The organism is Cupriavidus sp. 01L415 (assembly GCF_056400065.1).
The window spans coordinates 15,418-36,342 of the sequence record NZ_JBFTSP010000008.1; the positions used below are offsets into that span (position 1 = coordinate 15,418).

The following is a 20,925-nucleotide window of genomic DNA, read 5'->3' on the forward strand; positions in this document are numbered from 1 at the left end:
GCACAGACGCCGCCAAACGCCGCTTTTCCCTCGACCTTCGACAATGGAAGCCTTCATCGACTGGCTGTTTGGAACGGTTGCCTTGCCGAAAGTGGGCCTGCCCGCCATCTTCCTGGTCAGCCTGATTTCCGCCACGCTGCTGCCGCTGGGGTCCGAGCCGGCCGTGTTCGGCTATATCAAGCTCAATCCGGAGATGTTCTGGCCGGCGATCCTGGTGGCCACGCTGGGCAATACGCTGGGCGGCGCCATTGACTGGTGGCTGGGCTACGCGGCCAAGCTGGCGCTGGTGCGCTATCGTCAGCGGCGCCAGCATCTGCAGCACGAGCAGGAGCATGCCGAACACCGGGGTCACCCGCGCCATCCGCGCAAGCCGAAGCTGGATGCCAAGTACTTCCGGTGGATGCGGCGCCTCGGACCTCCGACGCTGCTGCTGTCGTGGTTGCCAGCCATAGGTGATCCATTGTGCACTCTTGCGGGGTGGCTGAGATTGTCGTTCTGGCCCAGCCTTGGCTATATGGCCATCGGCAAATTCCTGCGCTATCTGGCCATGACCGGCAGCCTGATGTGGATTCCGGACAGCTTTTGGCACGGCGTGGGCCAACTCATCCGAGGGTGGTTCTGAGCGCAAAGGCGCAGGCAACACCGGCGAACCCCGCGGAAGTCTGGGGTTAAGGCCATGTTGCGGTGCGGCGAATCGGGGCGTTGCAGTACAATCGCCCTTTAATGACGATAATCGCGCACCGTCCCCGTGCGCAGCAGGAAGCGGTCCCGCCATGAACGCCCCACTCGTGCTCGATGCCAAGCTCGCCGCTCAGGACGCCCCGCCGCGCCTGCGCGAGATCCCTTATAACTACACGTCATTTTCGGATCGCGAGATCGTCATCCGCCTGCTGGGCGAGGAAGCCTGGCGCATCCTGGACGAACTGCGCAGCGAACGCCGTACCGGCCGTTCGGCCCGCATGCTCTACGAGGTGCTTGGCGATATCTGGGTGGTCCGCCGCAACCCGTACCTACAGGACGACCTGCTGGAAAATCCCAAGCGCCGCCAGATGCTGGTGACCGCGCTGCACCATCGCCTGAACGAAATCGAAAAGCGCCGCGCCGCCGACCGTGCCGAGCACGCCGAGCCCGCCGCGGAAGACCGCTCGCACCGCGTGGAGCAGCTGGTCGCCTTCGCCAAGCAGGCGATCGAGTCGTTCAAGCAGGAATTCGCCGACGCCTACGACCTGCGCAAGCGCACACAGCGCGTGCTGGGACGCGTCACGCAGAAGGACAACATCAAGTTCGACGGCCTGTCGCGCGTCTCGCACGTGACCGACGCCACCGACTGGCGTGTGGAATATCCGTTCGTCGTGCTGACGCCGGACACCGAGGAAGAGATCGCCGGCCTGGTCAAGGGCTGCTTCGAACTGGGCCTGACCATCATCCCGCGTGGGGGCGGCACCGGCTACACCGGTGGCGCGGTGCCGCTGACGCCGTTCTCGGCCGTCATCAATACCGAGAAGCTGGAACAGCTGGGTCCGGTCGAAGAGACCGATCTGCCGGGCGTGTCGCGCAAGGTGGCGACGATCTTCTCCGGCGCCGGCGTGGTGACGCGCCGCGTGGCCGATGCCGCCGACCGTGCCGGGCTGGTCTTTGCCGTGGACCCGACGTCGATCGACGCGTCCTGCATCGGCGGCAACGTCGCCATGAACGCGGGCGGCAAGAAGGCCGTGCTGTGGGGGACCGCGCTGGACAACCTGGCCTGGTGGCGCATGGTGGATCCCGAGGGCAACTGGCTCGAGATCACGCGCATGGACCACAACCTGGGCAAGATCCATGACGTGCCGGTGGCCACGTTCGAACTGAAGTGGTCGGACGGCAACCGCGATCCGGGCGAGAAGGTATTGCGCACCGAGACGCTGGTCATCGAAGGGCGCAAGTTCCGCAAGGAAGGTCTGGGCAAGGACGTCACGGACAAGTTCCTGGCTGGCCTGCCCGGCGTGCAGAAGGAAGGCTGCGACGGCATCATCACCAGCGCGCGCTGGATCCTGCACCGCATGCCGAAGCATGTCCGCACGGTCTGCCTCGAGTTCTTCGGCCAGCCGCACGACGCCATTCCGAGCATCGTCGAGATCAAGGATTACCTGGACGGGGAATCCAAGCGCGAGGGCGGGGCGATCCTGGCCGGCCTGGAGCACCTGGACGAGCGCTACCTGCGCGCCGTGGGGTACGCCACCAAGAGCAAGCGCAATGCCTTCCCGAAGATGGTGCTGATCGGCGATATCGTTGGCGACGACGAAGACGCCGTGGCGCGTGCCACCTCGGAAGTAATCCGCATGGCCAACGGCAAGAGCGGCGAAGGGTTTGTCGCCGTGAGCCCGGAGGCCCGCAAGAAATTCTGGCTGGACCGCTCGCGCACGGCCGCGATCGCCCGCCACACCAACGCCTTCAAGATCAACGAGGACGTGGTGATTCCGCTGCCCCGCATGGGCGAGTACACGGACGGCATCGAGCGCATCAACATCGAGCTGTCGACCAAGAACAAGCTCAAGCTGACGGACGAGCTGGAGGCCTTCTTCGCGCGCGGCAATCTGCCGCTGGGCCGTAGCGACGACGCCAACGAAATCCCCAGTGCCGAGCTGCTCGAGGACCGCGTACAGCATGCGCTGACGCTGCTGCGCGAAATCCGCGCGCGCTGGCGCTACCTGCAGGACCACCTGGACACGCCGCTGGCCACCGCCCGCGCCGCGCTGATCGGGCACGGCCTGGGCCTGCTGGGTCCGGCATTCGAGCAACGTCTGCAACAGCAGCCCGATGCCAGCGTGTTCCACCTGCTGCAGGACCGCACGATCCGCGTGAGCTGGAAGAGCGAGATCCGGGCCGAACTGCGCAAGATTTTCAACGGCGGGGAGTTCAAGCCGATCCTGGACGAGGCGCAGAAGATCCACAAGCAGGTGCTGCGCGGCCGCGTCTTCGTGGCGCTGCACATGCACGCCGGCGACGGCAACGTGCACACCAATATCCCGGTGAACTCGGACGACTACGACATGCTGCAGGACGCCCACCGCGCGGTGGCCCGCATCATGGCGCTGGCCCGGTCGCTGGACGGCGTGATCTCCGGCGAGCACGGCATCGGCATCACCAAGCTGGAATTCCTGACCGAGGAAGAGATCGGCGACTTCCGCGCGTACAAGCAGCGCGTGGACCCGCAGGGGCGCTTCAACAAGGGCAAGCTGCTGCCGGGCGCGGACCTGCGCAATGCGTACACGCCGTCGTTCGGGCTGATGGGGCACGAGTCCATCATCATGCAGCAGAGCGACATCGGCGCCATCGCGGACAGCGTCAAGGACTGCCTGCGCTGCGGCAAGTGCAAGCCCGTTTGCGCCACGCATGTGCCGCGCGCCAACCTGCTCTACAGCCCGCGCAACAAGATCCTGGCGACCTCGCTGCTGGTGGAGGCGTTCCTGTACGAGGAACAGACGCGCCGCGGCGTGTCCATCAAGCACTGGGATGAATTCTCGGATGTGGCCGACCACTGCACGGTTTGCCACAAGTGCGTGACGCCATGCCCGGTGAAGATCGACTTTGGCGACGTGTCCATGAACATGCGCAACCTGCTGCGCAAGATGGGCCAGAAGAAGTTCAACCCGGGTACCGCGGCGTCGATGTTCTTCCTGAACGCGACCAACCCGCAGACGATCAACATGACCCGCACGGCCATGATCGGCTGGGGCTACAAGGTGCAGCGCCTGGGCAACGAAGTGCTGAAGAAGTTTGCGAAGAAGCAGACGCAGCACCCGCCCGCCACGGTCGGCAAGCCGCCCGTGCAGGAGCAGGTGATCCACTTCATCAACAAGAAGATGCCGGGCAACCTGCCCAAGAAGACGGCGCGCGCGCTGCTGGATATTGAAGACAACGAGATCGTCCCGATCATCCGCGACCCGAAGGCGACCACCGCCGAGAGCGAAGCGGTCTTCTACTTCCCGGGCTGCGGCTCCGAGCGCCTCTTCTCGCAAGTGGGTCTGGCCACGCAGGCCATGCTGTGGCACGTGGGCGTGCAGACCGTGCTGCCGCCGGGCTACCTGTGCTGCGGTTATCCGCAACGCGGCAACGGCCAGTACGACAAGGCCGAGAAGATGGTCAGCGACAACCGCGTGCTGTTCCACCGCGTGGCGAATACGCTGAACTATCTCGACATCAAGACGGTGGTGGTGAGCTGTGGCACCTGCTACGACCAGCTGGCCGGGTATGAATTCGACAAGATCTTCCCGGGCTGCCGCATCATCGACATCCACGAATACCTGCTGGAAAAGGGCGTGAAGCTCGAGGGCGTGACCGGTACGAGGTACATGTACCACGACCCCTGCCACACCCCGATCAAGACGATGGACCCGACCAGGCTGGTCAACGACCTGATGGGCGGCAACACCGGCTTGGGCAAGATCGAGAAGAGCGAGCGTTGCTGCGGGGAATCCGGCACGCTGGCCGTGTCGCGCCCGGACATCTCCACGCAGGTCCGCTTCCGCAAGGAAGAGGAAATGAAGAAGGGTGCGGACAAGCTGCGGACCGATGGCTTCGACGGCGACGTGAAGATCCTGACCAGCTGCCCGTCGTGCCTGCAGGGCCTGTCGCGCTACAACGAGGATGCGTCGGTGACGGCGGACTACATCGTCATCGAGATCGCCAAGCACCTGCTGGGCGAAGACTGGCTGCCCGAGTACGTGGCCAAGGCCAATGCGGGCGGCATCGAGCGGGTACTGGTCTGATTGCGATCGCCATGACCCGCGAGCCGAATTGCCCACTGTGCGAAACCGACGGCGGCGAACTCGTCTGGATGGGGGATCGCGCCCGCGTGATCCTGGTCGAGCATGACCGCTTTCCCGGTTTCTGCCGCGTGGTCTGGAACGACCATTTGGCCGAGCTGACCGACCTCGACGATGCCGACCAGGCCTGGCTGATGCGCCTGGTCGCGCGGGTCGAGCGCCTGGTGCGCGAGGTCATGGACCCGGACAAGGTCAACCTGGCCGCGTTCGGCAATATGGTGCCGCACCTGCACTGGCACATCATTCCACGCTACCGCTGGGACACCCACTTCCCGGAAGCCATCTGGGCCGCGCCCCGGCGAGCGGAGGATCCGGTGCGCCTGGGCGAGCTGGCCAGCCGGCTGCCGGCGCTGCGCACGGCACTTTCCGCGCTCGAAACCTCCAGCTGATCGCAATCCCGTAGCGCCCGTACGCGACCTTGGGTAATGTGCGGTTGCAGTCTGATACGGAACCCGCCGATGCGGCGGTGCGTCTGACACCCGTCGAACAACAACACGGCTCGCCGGCCAAAAAAGCGTGGCGGGCCAAACCGCTGGCGCCATGTCTTCCACACCGTCTTCCGTCACCGTGCCGGGTCCGGCCGTCCCGGCCGAGGCCCTCAAGATCCAGAGCCGGCTGCGCCTGGGTGCCACCTGGGCGCTGATCAAGCCCTATTGGAAGTCCGAGGACCGCAAGGCCGGGCTCGGGCTGCTGTTCCTGGTGATCGCCCTGAACCTGGGCATCGTCTACATCAACGTGCTGCTGACCGAGTGGAACCGGGTGTTCTACAACGCGCTGGAGCAGCGCGATTTTGTCTCGTTCAAGGCGCTGCTGCTGCGGTTCTCGTGGATCGCGGCCTGCTTCATCGTGCTGGCGATCTCGCGCCAGTACTACCAGATGATGCTGCAGATGCGCTGGCGGACGTGGATGACCGGCACCTTCATGCAGCGCTGGCTCGGGCACCAGGCCTACTACCGGATCGAACAGACCCACACCACGGACAACCCCGACCAGCGGCTGGCCGACGACCTGCGGCAGTTCACCGACGGCGCGCTGACGCTGTCGATGGGGTTGCTCAACTCCGTGGTGACGCTGGTGTCGTTCATCGGCATTCTGTGGGTCGTCTCCGGCCCGATCAGCTTTGCGCTGGGCGGCACCGACCTGACGATTCCGGGCTATATGGTCTGGTTCGCGGTGGGGTACGCCGTGGTGGGCTCGCTGATTGCCCACTTCGTCGGGCGCCCGCTGATCGGCCTGTCGTTCCAGCAGGAGCAATACGAAGCAAATTTCCGTTTCATGCTCGTGCGCTTGCGCGAAAACAGCGAGCCCGTGGCGCTGTATCGCGGTGAGCCGACCGAGCAGGCCGGGCTGCGCGCGCGATTCGAACGCATCCGGGCCAACTGGAACCAGCTGATGCGCTATACGCGGCGCCTGACCTTCGTGAATTCCGGCTACGGGCAGTTCGCGATCATCTTCCCGCTGCTGGTGGCCGCGCCGCGCTACTTCTCGGGCAAGCTCACGCTGGGCGGCCTCATGCAGATCAACTCGGCGTTCGGCCAGGTGCAGGGCGCCTTGTCCTGGTTCGTGGACAGCTACGCCACGCTGGTGGGCTGGAAGGCCGCCGCCAACCGTCTGATCGACTTCCAGGAAGCCATGCGCGTGGCCGAGCGCCAGGACCTGGCGCACGAAGGCCCGGGCGATATCGAGGTAGTGCAGGCCGATGGCGTGGACCGCGCGCTGAACGGCATCACCATTGCCGGTCTGGAGCTGGCGCTGCCGGTGCGCGGCGGGGCCAGCCAGGACGATGGTGGGGTCGATACGGAGCGTCACCCCGGGCAGCGGCCGCTGGTCGCGCCGTTCTCGCTCTCGATCGCGCCCGGCGAACGCTGGCTTGTCAACGGACCGTCCGGCTGCGGCAAGAGCGTGCTGTTCCGCGCACTGGCGGGGATCTGGCCGTACGGCAGCGGCCGCATCACCGTGCCTGAGAAACGCCTGATGTTCCTGCCGCAGCGCAGCTATCTGCCGATCGGGACGCTGGCCGACGCGCTTTCCTACCCGGACGCCGGCAACGCCCACTCGTGCGAGACCCTGGAGCATGTGCTGCGCCAGGCCCGGCTGGGCATGCTCACGAAGCAGCTCGACGTCTTCGATAACTGGTCGCTGCGGCTGTCGCCCGGCGAGCAGCAGCGGCTGGCCTTCGCCCGCGCATTGCTGCAGAAGCCCGACTACCTGTTCTTGGACGAGGCCACCAGCGCGCTGGATGAGGAGACCGAAGGCGCCATGTACAAGCTGGTGGTCGACACCATGCCCACGGCGGCGATCATCAGCATCGCCCACCGCAGCACCGTCGCCGCGTTCCACGACCGGCGCCTGCGCTACCTCCCCGTCGATGGCGGCGGTCGCGACGAAAGCGGTGCCGGGCCGCGGGATGGGCAAGGCGGGGGCGGTGGAGTAAGCTATCGGGTCGTACAAGACGCGTGACGGCGCCGTCGCGGCTTGGCTCGCCTTGCGGGCGGGGCCACGGCGCGGCGCCGTCCCCACCATCATGGCTGGCCTGGAAAAAGATACCCCTCACCCCACCGCGCTGACCGTCCACACGCAGTCTCGCGTGCTGGAAATCGGCTTCGACAACGGCCGCACGTGGCGCCTGCCGTTTGAGCTGCTGCGCGTGTTTTCGCCTTCCGCCGAGGTTCAGGGCCACGGCCCGGGCCAGGAAACGCTGCAGACCGGCAAGCGCGACGTCGGCATCGCGGCCGTGGAACCCGTGGGCAACTACGCGATTCTGATCCGCTTTGACGACGGCCACGACACGGGCATTTACTCGTGGGAGCTGCTGTACCGCCTGGGCGACCAGCAGGACGCGCTCTGGGCCGATTACCTCAAGCGGCTGGAAGCCGCCGGCGTGGACCGCGACACGCCCATGATCGCCGCCGGCGGCCACGCCTGTGGCCATCACCACTGATTTCTGAATCTGGAGTCCGAAAGATGAGCGAAACCCACTTCGGGTTCGAGAAAGTCGACGAAGCGGAGAAGGCCGGCAAGGTTGCGGGCGTCTTCCATTCGGTGGCGAGCAAATACGATGTGATGAACGACCTGATGTCCGGTGGCATGCACCGGCTCTGGAAGATGTTCACGATTGCCCAGGCCAATGTGCGGCCGGGCCAGAAAGTGCTGGATATCGCCGGCGGCACGGGCGACCTGGCCAAGGCGTTCGCGAAGCAGGCCGGTCCGACGGGCGAGGTCTGGCTGACCGACATCAACGAATCCATGTTGCGGGTAGGGCGCGACCGCCTGCTGGACAAGGGCGTCCCCACTCCGGTGGCGCTTTGCGACGCGGAGAGAATTCCCTTCCCGGACAACTACTTCGACCTTGTCACGGTGGCGTTCGGCCTGCGCAACATGACCCACAAGGATGCGGCGCTGGCCGAGATGCGCCGGGTGCTGAAACCGGGCGGCAAGGTCATGGTCCTGGAGTTTTCCAAGGTCTGGAAACCCCTGGAAAAGGCGTATGACGTCTATTCTTTCAAGGTCCTGCCCTGGCTGGGCGAGCGTGTGGCCGGGGATGCCCCTAGCTATCGCTATCTCGCGGAATCGATCAGAATGCACCCAGACCAGGGTTCACTTGTCCGCATGATGGAACAAGCCGGGCTCGAGAAGGTCGAATACTTCAATCTGACGGCCGGAGTGGTGGCGCTCCACGTCGGGAGAAAGTACTAATTCGCCATGTCCGGCCCTCGATGGGCTGGAAATGACAGGGGATCACAGAATATGTCTTCTTTACGTGGAAAATTCCTGGCCATGTCGCTGATTGCGACGCTGGCCCTCGGGGTCGCGCTGGACGCCAATGCCAAACGGCTGGGCGGCTCGCGCAGCGTTGGCAAGCAGTCGTCCAGCGTGACGCAGCAACGCCAGCAGGCACCGGCGCAGAATGCGCCAGCCCAGCAGCAACCGGCTCAGCAGCCCAATCAGGCAGCGCCCGCCACGACTGGTGCTGCCGCCGGCGGTGCCGCCGCCGCGGCGCCCAAGCGTAACTGGGGCGGCATGCTGGGTGGCCTGGCGGCCGGCCTGGGTCTCGGCTACCTGCTGTCGCACTTCGGCCTGGGCGGCGCAGCCGCCAGCTTCCTGGCCAACGTGATCATGATCGCGGCCATCGCCCTGCTGGCGCTGTGGCTGTTCCGCAAGTTCCGTGGCGGCAGCGCCCGCCCGCAGCAACCGGCCTACGCCGGCATGGGCAACAACGGACTGGGCGGCGGCATGCCGCGCAGCGCCGAGCCGACACTGCGCGAGCCCGAGCCGGCGCAACCGGCGTCTTACGGTGGCGCGTCGTCGGCGCCGGTCATGGCCGGCGCTGCGGCCGGGGCGGCCGGTGTGGCAGCGGCTCCGCAGCCTTGGGGTGTGCCGGCGGACTTCGACACCGAATCCTTCCTGCGTAACGCCAAGGTTCACTACGTCCGCCTGCAGGCCGCGTGGGATGCCGGCAACCTCGACGATATCCGGGAATTCACCACCCCGGAAATGTTCGCCGAGATCAAGATGGACCTGTCCGAACGGGGCGCCGAGGTCAACAAGACCGACGTCGTCACGCTGGATGCGCAACTGCTCGGTATCGAGTCGACGGCGGCCCAGCATATCGCAAGCGTGCGCTTCTCGGGCATGATCCGCGAGCGCGCGGGCGATCCGGCCCAGCCGTTTGGGGAAGTCTGGAACCTCGCCAAGGCCACGTCGGGTACCGGCGGCTGGCTGCTGGCCGGCATCCAGCAGGAGTCCTGAGCATGGCGGCGCCTGCCCGCATCAGGTGATGCGGCGGGCGAGTAGCTTAGAATGGAGGCCCACGCGTGCGTGGGCCTTTTTTATTGGGCATGATCCCCGCAATCCGGACGCCATGAACGCTCTGCCTACCTCGCTGGCCTCGCCGATCGTCGCCGCGCTGAACCACCTGATTGAACAGGAGCCCTGGGCCTGCAGCCTGCTGGCGCCCTTTGCTGGCCGCGTGATCCGCTTTGACGCGGCAGCCTTCGCGCTGTCGCTGAAGGTGACGGAGCAGGGCGGCATCGAACAGGCCCCTGCGGCAGATGGCGCCGCCGTGACGCTGATCGTGCCGCTGCAGCAATGGCCACTGGTGGTGGCCGATGTGGCGGAAGGCGGCCAGGCTGCGGCGATGCGCCATGTCCGGATCGAGGGCGATGCCGAACTGGCCAACGTCGTCTCCACGCTGGCTCGCAACCTGCGCTGGGACGCCGCCGAAGACCTGTCGCGCGCGCTGCGCGGCGTCATGGGCGGCCCGGTCAGCGACAGCGTGGCCCAGCGCGTGGTCGACGGCGCCCGTCAGGTGCACGAAGGCGCCACGCGCGTGGGCCGTGCGTTGCTCGACAACGTGACCGAATATTTGCTCGACGAACAGCCGACCCTGGTGCGCCACGCGGCGCTGGATGGGTTTGGCGCCGACGTGGCTCGCCTGCGCGACGACCTGGCGCGGCTGGAAAAGCGGCTGGAGCGGCTGGAGCGGCTGGAGCGGCAATCGCCGGCCACCGGTAGTCCGGGCGCGCTGCCATCCGCCCACCGCTGATCCCGCCAACGCCTTCGCCATGTTGCTTCCCGTTGCCGCGCCGCGCGGCTCCGCTTTCTGAAGACCCCGCATGACCCGCCTCCTGCGTCTCTGCAAGATCATCTTCGTCGTCCTGTACTACGGGCTCGATGAACTCGTCCTGTCCGGCTTCAAGAGCCGGCGCATCAAGTTCCTGGTACGTGTCATCACCATCGGACGCAAGCTCGAGCAGCCGCGCGGCGAACGCCTGCGCATGGCGCTGACCGCGCTGGGCCCGATTTTCGTGAAGTTCGGCCAGGTGCTGTCCACGCGTCGCGATCTGATGCCGCCGGACATTGCCGACGAACTCGCCAAGTTGCAGGACCAGGTGCCGCCGTTCGATTCGGTGGTGGCCGTGAAGATCATCGAGAAGTCGCTGGGCCGCCCGCTTGCGCAACTGTTCGAGAACTTCGAGCACCAGCCCGTGGCCAGCGCGTCGATCGCCCAGGTGCACTTTGCCACGCTGCGCGGCGGATCGAACCATGGCCGCGAGGTGGCGGTGAAGGTGCTGCGCCCCGGCATGTTGCCGGTGATCGACAGCGACCTCGCGCTGATGCGCGACATGGCCACATGGCTGGAGCGCGTCTGGGTGGATGGCCGCCGCCTGAAGCCTCGCGAGGTGGTGGCCGAGTTCGACAAGTACCTGCACGACGAACTGGACCTGATGATCGAGGCGGCCAACGCCAGCCAGCTGCGCCGGAATTTCGCGGACAGCAACCTCCTGCTGGTGCCCGAGGTGTTCTGGGACTGGTGCACGAGCAGCGTGTTCGTGATGGAACGCATGCATGGCATTCCGATCTCGCGCACGGAATCGCTCAAGGCCGCCGGCGTGGACATGCACCAGCTGGCCGAGGAGGGGGTGGAGATCTTCTTCACGCAGGTATTTCGCGATGGCTTCTTCCACGCGGACATGCACCCCGGCAACATCCTGGTGTCGATCCGGCCGGAGACGTTCGGGCGCTATATCGCGCTGGATTTCGGCATCGTCGGCGCGCTGTCCGAGTTCGACAAGAATTACCTGGCGCAGAACTTCATCGCGTTCTTCCGCCGCGACTATCACCGTGTGGCGCTGCTGCACGTGGAATCCGGCTGGGTGCCGCGCGAGACGCGGGTGGAAGAACTGGAATCCGCGGTGCGCGCGTGCTGCGAGCCCTATTTCGACAAGCCGCTGCGCGAGATCTCGCTGGGCATGGTGCTGATGCGGCTGTTCCAGACGTCGCGCCGCTTCAACGTGGAAATCCAGCCGCAGCTGGTGCTGCTGCAGAAGACGCTGCTCAATATCGAAGGGCTGGGCCGTCAGCTCGACCCCGAACTCGACCTCTGGAAAACCGCCAAGCCGTTCCTGGAACGCTGGATGTACGAGCAGGTGGGCTGGCAGGGCGCGTGGGAGCGTATCAAGGTGGAAGCCCCGCAGTGGGCCAAGATGCTGCCGGATTTTCCGCGCCTGGCGCACCAGTTCCTGGAAAACCGCGCCATGCAGAACAACGGTGAGCAGGAGCGGCTGCTGGCGCAGCTCGTCGTCGAACAGCGGCGGACCAATCGCCGGCTGTCCACGGCGCTGCTGCTGGTCGGCGGCTTCCTGGCGGGCATCGTGCTCGTGCAGGCGCTGGCCTGGGCGGGCTACTGGTAACGGACGATGAGCGCCACCGAGGATTCCAGGCCAGTGTTTGAAACCCGCAATGCCGCCGATGCCGCATTCTGGGACGAACGCTTTGCCCGCAACTTCACCCCCTGGGATGCGCGCGGCGTGCCGGCGGAATTTCAGGCGTTTGCTCAGATGATGGCGCCGTGCCCGACGCTGGTTCCGGGTTGCGGGAATGGCTGGGAAGCCGGTTGGCTGGCCGAGCGGGGCTGGCCGGTGACGGCAATCGATTTCTCCGCCGAGGCGGTGGCCTCGGCGCGCCGTGCACTCGGGCCGGCGGGGGCGGTGGTGCAGGAGGCGGATTTCTTCGCCTTCACGCCGGAGCCGCCTTGCACGCTGATCTACGAGCGCGCGTTCCTGTGCGCGCTGCCGCCGGCTCTGCGCGAATCCTACGGCGCGCGGGTGGCGGCGCTGCTGCCGCCGGGCGGTCTGCTGTCCGGCTACTTCTTCATTGGCGATGCCCGTGGCGGTCCGCCGTTCGCGACGCCGGAATCGGATCTCAACGCCTTGCTGTCGCCGGCCTTCGAGCTAATCGAGGATCGTCCTTCCGCAGCGCCCCTGCCGGTGTTCACCACCGGGCAAGAGCGCTGGCAGGTCTGGCGCCGTCGTCGGGCCTGAGGCGCCGCTCCCTCCCTTAGCCACGCTGGCGGCCGTTGTGCTTGTCGCGGTAAATGCCGCCGCTGGCGTGGTTCTCCGTCCGATCGATGGCGCGCTGCTCGCCCGCGCCGACATGGCCGTTGCGGCCGGCACGTGCCTCCGTGCGATCCACGTGCGCCTGGCCGCGCTCCAGCCGCGCCGTCTCCCGGTTAGTCAGCGAGCCGTTCTGCACCCCGTTGCGAATCCGCGTTTCCTGGTTGATGTTGCGCTGCACATCGGCCTGCATCCTCTGCGACGATGCGCTGTCCGGATTGCCGGTCCTGCCGTTATGGGTGTCGCGGGCGATGTCCTGGCCCACGCGGTTCTGTGCATTCTGGATCCGGGCCTGCTCCTGCGGCGACACCGAGCCATTTTTCATGGCGTTCGCTTCCATCCGGTCGACCTTGGCGGTCTGCTTTTCCAGGCTGGAGGCTTCCTTCGTGGTCAGCGCGCCGGACTTCAGGCCATTCTCGATGCGCTGCTGCTGGTTCACGTCGCGTTGCACTTCATGGGTGACCGCGCCGGTCTGGGCGCTGGCAATGCCGGACAGGGCGGCGGCCATCAGGCCGGCGAGCAGCAGGGGGGTACGCGTCATGGTGGATTCCTCCGTTGTGGGTTTGCGTTCGGGCCGCCCGCCGCAGGCAAGACGGCGGTGGCCTGCCTGCACTAATGCGGGAGGCCGGATGCCCGCCGACCGGAGGTTTGTAAGCCGTGTAACCGGCGGTTTCGGCGCCCGCGCAACAAGGGGCGCGCCTCCGGTGACCTCGGCGATGCACCGATGTGGGGAAATGCCTGCGTCCGGGAATTTTTTTCTCCCACGAAGGTCTGCGTCGCTATAATCCGCGTTTTGATTCGGCTACGACCGCATTTGCCCGCCCCGGGCGCCCGCGGCCCCGACCGATGAATTGGACTCCGGCTGGTGCCGGCCGCTCAGGTTGCGGCGCACCCGGCCGGCTTTCGGTTTTTCGCCACCAGGGCATTTCTGGGATAGGGCAGCGGCATGCTGATCTGGTTCGTCATCGTCTATTGGGTTATCTCGGTCGGTATCGGCCTGTGGGCGGCGCTGCGCGTCAAGGGCACCGCAGACTTCGCCGTCGCCGGACGCAGCCTCCCGTTCTATATCGTCACCGCCACGGTGTTCGCCACGTGGTTCGGCTCCGAGACCGTGCTGGGCATTCCGGCCGTATTCCTCAAGGAAGGGTTGTCGGGCGTGGTGTCCGATCCCTTTGGTTCCTCCCTCTGCCTGATCCTCGTGGGATTGTTCTTCGCCCGGCCGCTGTACCGGATGAACCTGCTCACGATCGGCGACTACTATCACAACCGCTACGGACGGCTGGCCGAAGTGCTGACCACGCTATGTATCGTGGTGTCGTACCTTGGCTGGGTGGCCGCGCAGATCAAGGCGCTGGGCCTGGTGTTCTATACGGTGTCCGACGGCGCGCTGTCGCAGGACGCCGGCATGATGATCGGCGCAGCCAGCGTGCTGGTCTATACGCTGTTCGGTGGCATGTGGTCGGTGGCCGTGACCGACTTCATCCAGATGATCATCATCGTGGTCGGCATGCTCTACATCGGCTACGAGGTCAGCGGGCAGGCCGGCGGCGTGGCGGCCGTGGTGTCGCATGCGGCGGCGGCCGGCAAGTTCGAATTCCTGCCGTCGCTGGACCTCGTGCAGATCATTGGCTTTGCGGCGGCGCTGTTCACGATGATGCTGGGCTCGATCCCCCAGCAGGACGTGTTCCAGCGCGTCACCTCGTCACGCACGGAGCAGATTGCCGGCCGCGCCTCGGTTCTGGGCGGCGTGCTGTACTTCTTCTTCGCTTTCATCCCGATGTTCCTGGCCTACTCGGCCACGATGATCGACCCGACGATGGTGGAGAAATACATCAACGCGGATTCCCAGCTGATCCTGCCGCAGCTCATCCTGACCCACGCGCCGATGTTCGCGCAGGTGATGTTCTTCGGGGCGCTGCTGTCGGCCATCAAGAGTTGCGCCTCGGCCACGCTGCTGGCGCCGTCCGTGACCTTTGCCGAGAACATCCTGCGCCCTTATTTCCGACACCTGAGCGACAAGCAGTTCCTGCGCGTGATGCAGTGTGTGGTGCTGGTATTCACGACGTTGGTGACGTTGTTCGCACTGAACTCGCATCTGTCGATCTTCCACATGGTCGAGAACGCCTACAAGGTGACGCTGGTGTCGTCGTTTGTGCCGCTGGCCTTTGGCATGTTCTGGAAGCCGGCCACCCGCCAGGGCGGACTGGCCGCGATCCTGCTGGGCCTGGCGTCATGGCTGACGTGCGAGGTGACATTCGCCGACGCGACGGTGCCGCCGCAGATGGTGGGGCTGCTCTTCTCGATTGGCGGCATGGTCGTGGGATCGCTGATGCCGCAATGGATCAGCGATCGGCCTGGTGTCCGGGAAGTGCATATTGCTTAACTTGTGGCGCGTCGGCTGGTCCGGCGCGCAGGCAGGAACCCGATCCGAGGCACTGGAACTCTCGTCCCGCGGCGTCGCTGTGCGACGGCAAAACAGGGCGCGCGACAGCCAACTCGCACCCGGAGACGCTCCAATCGCCGTCCGGGAAGCATTCAAGAGGCGTATGCGCCTCGGATTGGCATCTTTTCCCGGCGATGGTCGGGCCGCCGACAGTTTATAATCCGAGGCTTTGCATCGCCGTGCGGGTTGCTTCCGCGTTTTTGCCATGGCTGCCATTGCAAATGGTGCCGGCGCTGCCACCTTTAGTTTTTCCGATCCAGATTTCCGCGAAAGAACCACGATGCCGATCTATGCCTACCGTTGCGACGCCTGCGGCCACGGGCGCGATGTGCTGCAGAAGATGAGCGATGCCCCGCTCACGGACTGCCCATCCTGCGGCGCTGCCGGGACCTTCAAGAAACAACTGACCGCCGCCGGCTTCCAGCTCAAGGGCTCGGGCTGGTATGTCACGGATTTCCGTGGCGGCAGCGGCGGCACCAGCGCTCCGGCCACGGCCGGCGGCGCGGCAGCGACGGCCGCAACGTCCTCGACGGCATCGGCTGGCGAGTCGACTGGCGGCAGCACCGCCGCCGCGGCTCCGGCTGCCGGGGGCTGCGCTGGCTCCTGCGCCTGCCACTGAACCCGGACACGTCGTGGTCGCCAAGAAAACCGTCGTGGTCAAGAAGACCTCCGCCCTCAAGACCTGGTTCCTGACCGGTCTGCTCGTGCTGGTGCCGCTGGGCATCACGCTGTGGGTGCTCAACCTGATCATCGGCACGATGGACCAGAGCATGGCCCTGCTGCCGGTGGCCTGGCAGCCCGAGAACCTGTTCGGGCGCCGCATTCCGGGCCTGGGCGCCATCCTCACACTGCTGTTCATCCTGGTGGTGGGCGTACTCGCCCATAACTTCATCGGCCAGCGCCTGGTGCGCTGGTGGGAAGCCCTGCTCGGACGCATCCCCGTGGTGGGCCCGATCTACACCAGCGTGAAGCAGGTGTCGGACACGCTGCTGTCCTCGTCCGGCAACGCTTTCCGCAAGGCGCTGCTGGTGCAGTATCCGCGCGAGGGTTCCTGGACGATCGCGTTCCTGACCGGCCGCCCTGGCGGAGACGTGCAGAACCACCTGCAAGGCGAATACGTCAGCGTCTACGTGCCGACCACGCCGAATCCGACTTCGGGCTTCTTCCTGATGATGCCCAAGGCCGACACCATCGAACTCGACATGACTGTCGACGCCGCCCTCAAGTACATCGTCTCGATGGGGGTGGTGGCGCCGACGGAACTGCCCCGCAAGAACGGCATCGCGAGCCGTCCGGCGGATGCGGTGGCCCCTGCGGCCGTGGCCGGCGAGGCCGGCGACGACGAAGCGGTCGCGGCCACCGATCCCACCCATACCAATTGAGCGCGGGCCGCATCGCGGCCGCGCATTACCGGGAATCTCTCCTATGTCCTCCATGCGTACTCACTACTGCGGTCTGGTGACCGAACAACTGATCGGCCAGGAAGTGGCCCTGACCGGCTGGGTGCAGCGCCGGCGCGACCACGGCGGCGTGATCTTCGTCGACCTGCGTGACCGCGAGGGCCTGGTGCAGGTGGTGTGCGATCCGGACCGCCCGGAGATGTTCAAGGCGGCCGAGGAAATCCGCAACGAGTTCTGCATCCGCATTACCGGCAAGGTGCGCCCCCGTCCTGCCGGCACCGAGAACGCCAACCTGACCTCGGGCAAGATCGAGGTGCTGTGCCATGAGCTGACCGTGCTGAACCCGTCGGTCACGCCGCCGTTCCAGCTGGACGACGACAACCTGTCCGAGACCACGCGCCTCACGCACCGCGTGCTGGACCTGCGCCGTCCGCAGATGCAGTACAACCTGCGCCTGCGCTACAAGGTGGCCATGGAAGTGCGCAAGTTCCTGGACGCCCAGGGCTTCATCGACATCGAAACGCCGATGCTGGGCAAGAGCACGCCCGAAGGCGCGCGCGACTACCTGGTGCCGTCCCGCGTGAACCCGGGCCACTTCTTCGCGCTGCCGCAGTCGCCGCAGATCTTCAAGCAGATGCTGATGGTCTCGGGCTTCGACCGCTACTACCAGATCACCAAGTGCTTCCGCGACGAGGACCTGCGCGCCGACCGCCAGCCCGAATTCACGCAGATCGACTGCGAGACGTCGTTCCTGACCGAACAGGAAATCCGTGACCTGTTCGAAGGCATGATGCGCACCGTGTTCAAGAACGCCATCGACGTGGACCTGGACGCCAAGTTCCCGGTAATGGAGTTCCGCGAGGCCATGGCCCGCTTCGGCTCGGACAAGCCGGATCTGCGCGTGAAGCTGGAGTTCACCGAGCTGACCGACGTGATGAAGGACGTCGACTTCAAGGTGTTCTCGGGCCCCGCCAACAGCGACAACGGCCGCGTGGTCGGCTTGCGCGTGCCGGGCGGCGGTGCGATTTCGCGCGGCGAGATCGATGCCTACACCCAGTTCGTGGCGATCTACGGCGCCAAGGGCCTGGCCTGGATCAAGGTCAACGAAGTGGCCAAGGGCCGTGACGGCCTGCAATCGCCGATCGTGAAGAACCTGCACGACGCGGCGATCGCCGAGATCCTGAAGCGCACTGGCGCTCAGGACGGCGACATCATTTTCTTCGGTGCGGACAAGGCCAAGGTGGTCAACGACGCCATCGGCGGCCTGCGCCTGAAGATCGGCCATTCCGATTTCGGCAAGGCCAACGGCCTGTTCGAGGACGTGTGGAAGCCGCTGTGGGTGATCGACTTCCCGATGTTCGAGTACGACGAGGAAGATGCCCGCTGGGTCGCGATGCACCACCCGTTCACGAGCCCGAAGGACGAGCATCTGCAATACCTGGAAACCGATCCGGGCAAGTGCATCGCCAAGGCCTATGACATGGTTCTCAATGGCTGGGAAATGGGCGGCGGCTCGGTGCGTATCTACCGTGAAGACGTGCAGAGCAAGGTGTTCCGCGCCCTGAACATTGGCGAGGAAGAAGCCCGTGCGAAGTTCGGCTACCTGCTGGACGCGCTGCAGTACGGCGCGCCCCCGCACGGCGGCCTGGCCTTCGGCCTGGACCGTATCGTCACGATGATGGCCGGTGCCGATTCGATCCGCGACGTGATTGCCTTCCCGAAGACCCAGCGCGCACAGGACCTGTTGACGCAAGCCCCGAGCTCGGTCGACGAGAAGCAACTGCGCGAGCTGCATATCCGCCTGCGTGCGCAGGAGCCGAAGACCACGGCCTGAGGACCGGCCCAGTCACAGTCGGCAGTCCGCTGTCGCCGCAAGAAAGCCGCGCCGATGCGCGGCTTTCTTGTTGCCTGAGCAAGGATGCGTTTCCATTTGTTACGACTCGGAACGAAGCCCGATTGCCCAAGGTCTCCTCCTGATGCGCGTGATGCGGGCACACTACGAAGGCCGCCGCGACGTGGGAGGAAAAACCGTGAACATCGATATCGAACAGATTCGCCAGTTCCTGCAGCTGCATGCGGAAACCATCCTGACCTGGCTCGTTGCCGGATTCCTGATGATGCTGCTGGCGCGCTTTGAGCTGCGCCGGGCGGTGCGCAAGTCCGCCCTGGCGATGTCCGAATCCGTGGCAACCACCGTGGCCGCCTGTGTGCCGGAAATTGCCCATGCCGCGCAGGCGGCGCATCCCGCGCCTGTGGGCGGCGCCGATGCCGTCGAGCCGGTGGCGGCGCAACGTGCCGACGCCCTGCGGCGCTTGGCGCTCGACACCGTCGCCACCGTGATGGCGCGCGGACGGTGGCTCGAGGATGTGGGCAACCTGCGCTTGCCGGAAGATGCGCTGCTGTCCGGCAGCCGCGCCGGCGGCGCCGATCCGTTGCTGGTGGTGGCGCCCCAGCCCGTGGTGCAGGCGTACCTGGCTGCGCAGCGCACGTTCGAGGGCGAGGCGACGCGGCTGCAGACCCATCGGCGCGAGGCGTTGCGCTTGCAGGAAGCGCTGAAGGACCTGGCGGCCGAGGCGAGCCACGTCGAGCAGGAGACCGCCAGCATCGTGATGCGTTTCGAGCAAGTCAACGCGCAGGCGGCGCAGGGTGTCGAAGCCGGCGACTATCAGCGATTCCTGATCCAGAAGTACAACCAGCTGGGCGTGCGCGAAAAGGAAATCGGCCAGGAACGCGCCGCGCTGGCAGCCCAGGTGCGCGAAAGTGCGGACGCGCTGGCCGAGCATGCGCATGTGGCGTCGCAGCGCTACACGCAGTCGCTGGCGCCGCTGATGCAGCAATTGCGATCGGCGTGGGGCCACGGGGATTCTCCCGAGGTCTTCGACACCTGGCTGCGTTCCACGCCGTCACCGGAGGCCGCCATCCCGACGGCCGCGGTCCAGCCGGGCACCGCGCGCAGCGCGGCCTGATCGCCCGATCCGGGGATTGCCGATATCCCGCGACACTGGCGAGATTCCACATCCTGGGAAAAGTCTGCAACGTCTTATCGCCGATGCCCCGCGCGGAGTGGAGCCAGGGGCATCGGGCGCGTCACGGGCGTGGCAACGCCACCGGGCTGCGTTATGCTTGGGTTTGTCCTTTTCACTCGCCCCATGCCCTACAAGATTCCCGAATCGGTGCTGGTCGTCATCTACACGCCAGACCTGCAAGTCCTGCTGATCGAGCGCGCCGACCGGCCAGGCTACTGGCAATCGGTCACGGGTAGCCTCGATGCCGACGATGAGCCCCTGCTGGTCACGGCGGCGCGCGAGGTGGCCGAGGAAACCGGCATCATCGCCAGCGATCACGCGCTGACCGACTGGCAACACACCATCGACTACGAAATCTATCCCCAGTGGCGGCACCGCTATGCGCCCGGTATCGTGCGCAACACGGAGCACTGGTTCGGCCTGTGCGTGCCGGCGCCGGTGCCCGTGACGCTGGCGCCGCGCGAACACCTGCGCTACGAATGGCTGCCCTGGCAGGCGGCTGCGGAGCGCTGCTTTTCCAGCAGCAATGCGGAAGCGGTGCGCCAGCTGGCATGGCGCGCCGTGGCGGGGCTCGACGTCACCTCCGGAGCCGCATGATGAAGTTGCGCGTGGTCACCTACAACATCCACAAAGGAGTGCAGGGGTTTACCGGCAAGCCGCGTATCCAGAACGTTCGCACGGGCCTGCAGGCGATGGACGCTGACATCGTCTTCCTGCAGGAAGTCCAGGACCGCAACGACCGGCTGGTTGCCGCCGAACTGTTCGATCCCGACCACACGCAGCTGAACTACCTGGCCACCGACGCCTATCCGCACTCGGTCTACGGCCGCAATGCGGTCTACGACCACGGACATCATGGCAACGCGATCCTGTCGCGCCACCCGATCCTGATGTCCGAGAATCTCGATATTTCCGACCACCGCTTCGAACAGCGCGGCTTGCTGCATGCCGTCGCCGATATCAACGGTGTGGAGGCACACCTGATCTGCGTGCACTTTGGCCTGTTCGCCCGCAGCCGGGCCCGGCAGGCCAGTGCGCTGGTGGAGCGCGTGCGCAGCGTGGTGCCGTCCAATGCGCCGCTGGTGATCGCAGGGGATTTCAACGACTGGAATCACCGGCTCGATGCGCAGATCTGCAACACGCTCGGTGCCGTGGAGTCCGCACACGCGAAGAGTGGGCGGATTCATACGTTTCCCAGCCACATGCCGTGGTGGCAACTCGACCGCATCTACGTACGCGGTTTTGAGATCGAACGTACGCATGCACTGACGGGCCGCGAATGGGCGCAGCGCTCGGATCACGTGCCGCTGGTTGCCGAACTGGCGCGGCACGTGGCGATTCCGGAAGTCTAGGCGC

The 20,925-nt window shown here is 65.9% G+C and carries 18 protein-coding genes; 17 read left to right on the forward strand and 1 reads right to left on the reverse strand.

The features are described from left to right. The first annotated feature begins 43 nt into the window (after positions 1-43). The 10 genes from AC1DOX_RS14940 to AC1DOX_RS14985 all read left to right on the forward strand — a co-directional run bounded on the left by AC1DOX_RS14940 (position 44) and on the right by AC1DOX_RS14985 (position 12,628). The gene (locus AC1DOX_RS14940) at positions 44-622 is read left to right on the forward strand and encodes a YqaA family protein (protein WP_441623941.1); all 579 of its coding nucleotides are present in this window, start codon (positions 44-46) and stop codon (positions 620-622) included. Positions 623-773: 151 nt separating this feature from the next. Continuing rightward, positions 774-4,748 carry a DUF3683 domain-containing protein gene (locus AC1DOX_RS14945; protein ID WP_477114039.1) on the forward strand — a complete coding sequence of 1,325 codons (3,975 nt, stop codon included), beginning with the start codon at positions 774-776 and terminating at the stop codon, positions 4,746-4,748. Positions 4,749-4,759: 11 nt separating this feature from the next. Beyond that, the gene (locus tag AC1DOX_RS14950; protein ID WP_092135883.1) at positions 4,760-5,194 is read left to right on the forward strand and encodes an HIT family protein; all 435 of its coding nucleotides are present in this window, start codon (positions 4,760-4,762) and stop codon (positions 5,192-5,194) included. Positions 5,195-5,345: 151 nt separating this feature from the next. Beyond that, entirely contained in the window at positions 5,346-7,265 is a 1,920-nt protein-coding gene (locus tag AC1DOX_RS14955) for an ABC transporter ATP-binding protein/permease (protein ID WP_441623946.1), read from the forward strand. Between the two features lie 64 nt (positions 7,266-7,329). Continuing rightward, positions 7,330-7,746, forward strand: a complete 417-nt coding sequence (locus AC1DOX_RS14960; protein ID WP_441623948.1) for a gamma-butyrobetaine hydroxylase family protein — start codon at positions 7,330-7,332, stop codon at positions 7,744-7,746. A 23-nt stretch (positions 7,747-7,769) separates the two neighbouring features. Next, positions 7,770-8,501 (forward strand): bifunctional demethylmenaquinone methyltransferase/2-methoxy-6-polyprenyl-1,4-benzoquinol methylase UbiE, encoded by a 732-nt coding sequence (gene ubiE / locus AC1DOX_RS14965; RefSeq protein WP_441623950.1) that lies wholly within the window; start codon positions 7,770-7,772, stop codon positions 8,499-8,501. Between the two features lie 51 nt (positions 8,502-8,552). Continuing rightward, a complete protein-coding gene (locus AC1DOX_RS14970; RefSeq protein ID WP_441623952.1) occupies positions 8,553-9,554 on the forward strand; it encodes a Tim44 domain-containing protein in 1,002 nt (333 codons plus the stop codon). Positions 9,555-9,666: 112 nt separating this feature from the next. Next, complete coding sequence (locus AC1DOX_RS14975; protein ID WP_441623954.1) at positions 9,667-10,350, forward strand: ubiquinone biosynthesis accessory factor UbiJ; 684 nt, start codon at positions 9,667-9,669, stop codon at positions 10,348-10,350. A gap of 70 nt (positions 10,351-10,420) precedes the next feature. Next, positions 10,421-11,998 (forward strand): ubiquinone biosynthesis regulatory protein kinase UbiB, encoded by a 1,578-nt coding sequence (ubiB, locus tag AC1DOX_RS14980; protein ID WP_441623956.1) that lies wholly within the window; start codon positions 10,421-10,423, stop codon positions 11,996-11,998. 6 nt (positions 11,999-12,004) lie between these two features. After that, positions 12,005-12,628, forward strand: coding sequence for a methyltransferase domain-containing protein (locus AC1DOX_RS14985; RefSeq protein WP_441623958.1), 624 nt, complete (start codon positions 12,005-12,007; stop codon positions 12,626-12,628). Between the two features lie 16 nt (positions 12,629-12,644). Here AC1DOX_RS14985 and AC1DOX_RS14990 read toward each other — a convergent pair whose 3' ends face one another. After that, positions 12,645-13,241: a hypothetical protein gene (locus AC1DOX_RS14990; protein WP_441623960.1), complete on the reverse strand. Its 597-nt coding sequence runs from the start codon at positions 13,239-13,241 to the stop codon at positions 12,645-12,647. 405 nt (positions 13,242-13,646) lie between these two features. On the opposite strand from AC1DOX_RS14990, the gene AC1DOX_RS14995 reads away from it, so the two are divergent. The 7 genes from AC1DOX_RS14995 to AC1DOX_RS15025 all read left to right on the forward strand — a co-directional run bounded on the left by AC1DOX_RS14995 (position 13,647) and on the right by AC1DOX_RS15025 (position 20,921). Continuing rightward, the gene (locus tag AC1DOX_RS14995) at positions 13,647-15,083 is read left to right on the forward strand and encodes a high affinity choline transporter 1 (protein WP_441623962.1); all 1,437 of its coding nucleotides are present in this window, start codon (positions 13,647-13,649) and stop codon (positions 15,081-15,083) included. A gap of 340 nt (positions 15,084-15,423) precedes the next feature. Then, positions 15,424-15,762, forward strand: a complete 339-nt coding sequence (locus AC1DOX_RS15000; protein ID WP_477101433.1) for an FmdB family zinc ribbon protein — start codon at positions 15,424-15,426, stop codon at positions 15,760-15,762. A 34-nt stretch (positions 15,763-15,796) separates the two neighbouring features. Beyond that, the gene (locus tag AC1DOX_RS15005; protein ID WP_441619183.1) at positions 15,797-16,525 is read left to right on the forward strand and encodes a DUF502 domain-containing protein; all 729 of its coding nucleotides are present in this window, start codon (positions 15,797-15,799) and stop codon (positions 16,523-16,525) included. 43 nt (positions 16,526-16,568) lie between these two features. Next, a complete protein-coding gene (gene aspS / locus AC1DOX_RS15010) occupies positions 16,569-18,377 on the forward strand; it encodes an aspartate--tRNA ligase (RefSeq protein ID WP_441618990.1) in 1,809 nt (602 codons plus the stop codon). Positions 18,378-18,573: 196 nt separating this feature from the next. Then, entirely contained in the window at positions 18,574-19,509 is a 936-nt protein-coding gene (locus AC1DOX_RS15015) for a hypothetical protein (protein WP_477114040.1), read from the forward strand. Between the two features lie 183 nt (positions 19,510-19,692). Then, entirely contained in the window at positions 19,693-20,166 is a 474-nt protein-coding gene (nudB, locus tag AC1DOX_RS15020) for a dihydroneopterin triphosphate diphosphatase (protein ID WP_441618994.1), read from the forward strand. Next, entirely contained in the window at positions 20,163-20,921 is a 759-nt protein-coding gene (locus AC1DOX_RS15025; protein WP_176860899.1) for an endonuclease/exonuclease/phosphatase family protein, read from the forward strand. The genes nudB and AC1DOX_RS15025 overlap by 4 nt, the downstream gene beginning before the upstream one ends. Positions 20,922-20,925 lie beyond the last annotated feature (4 nt).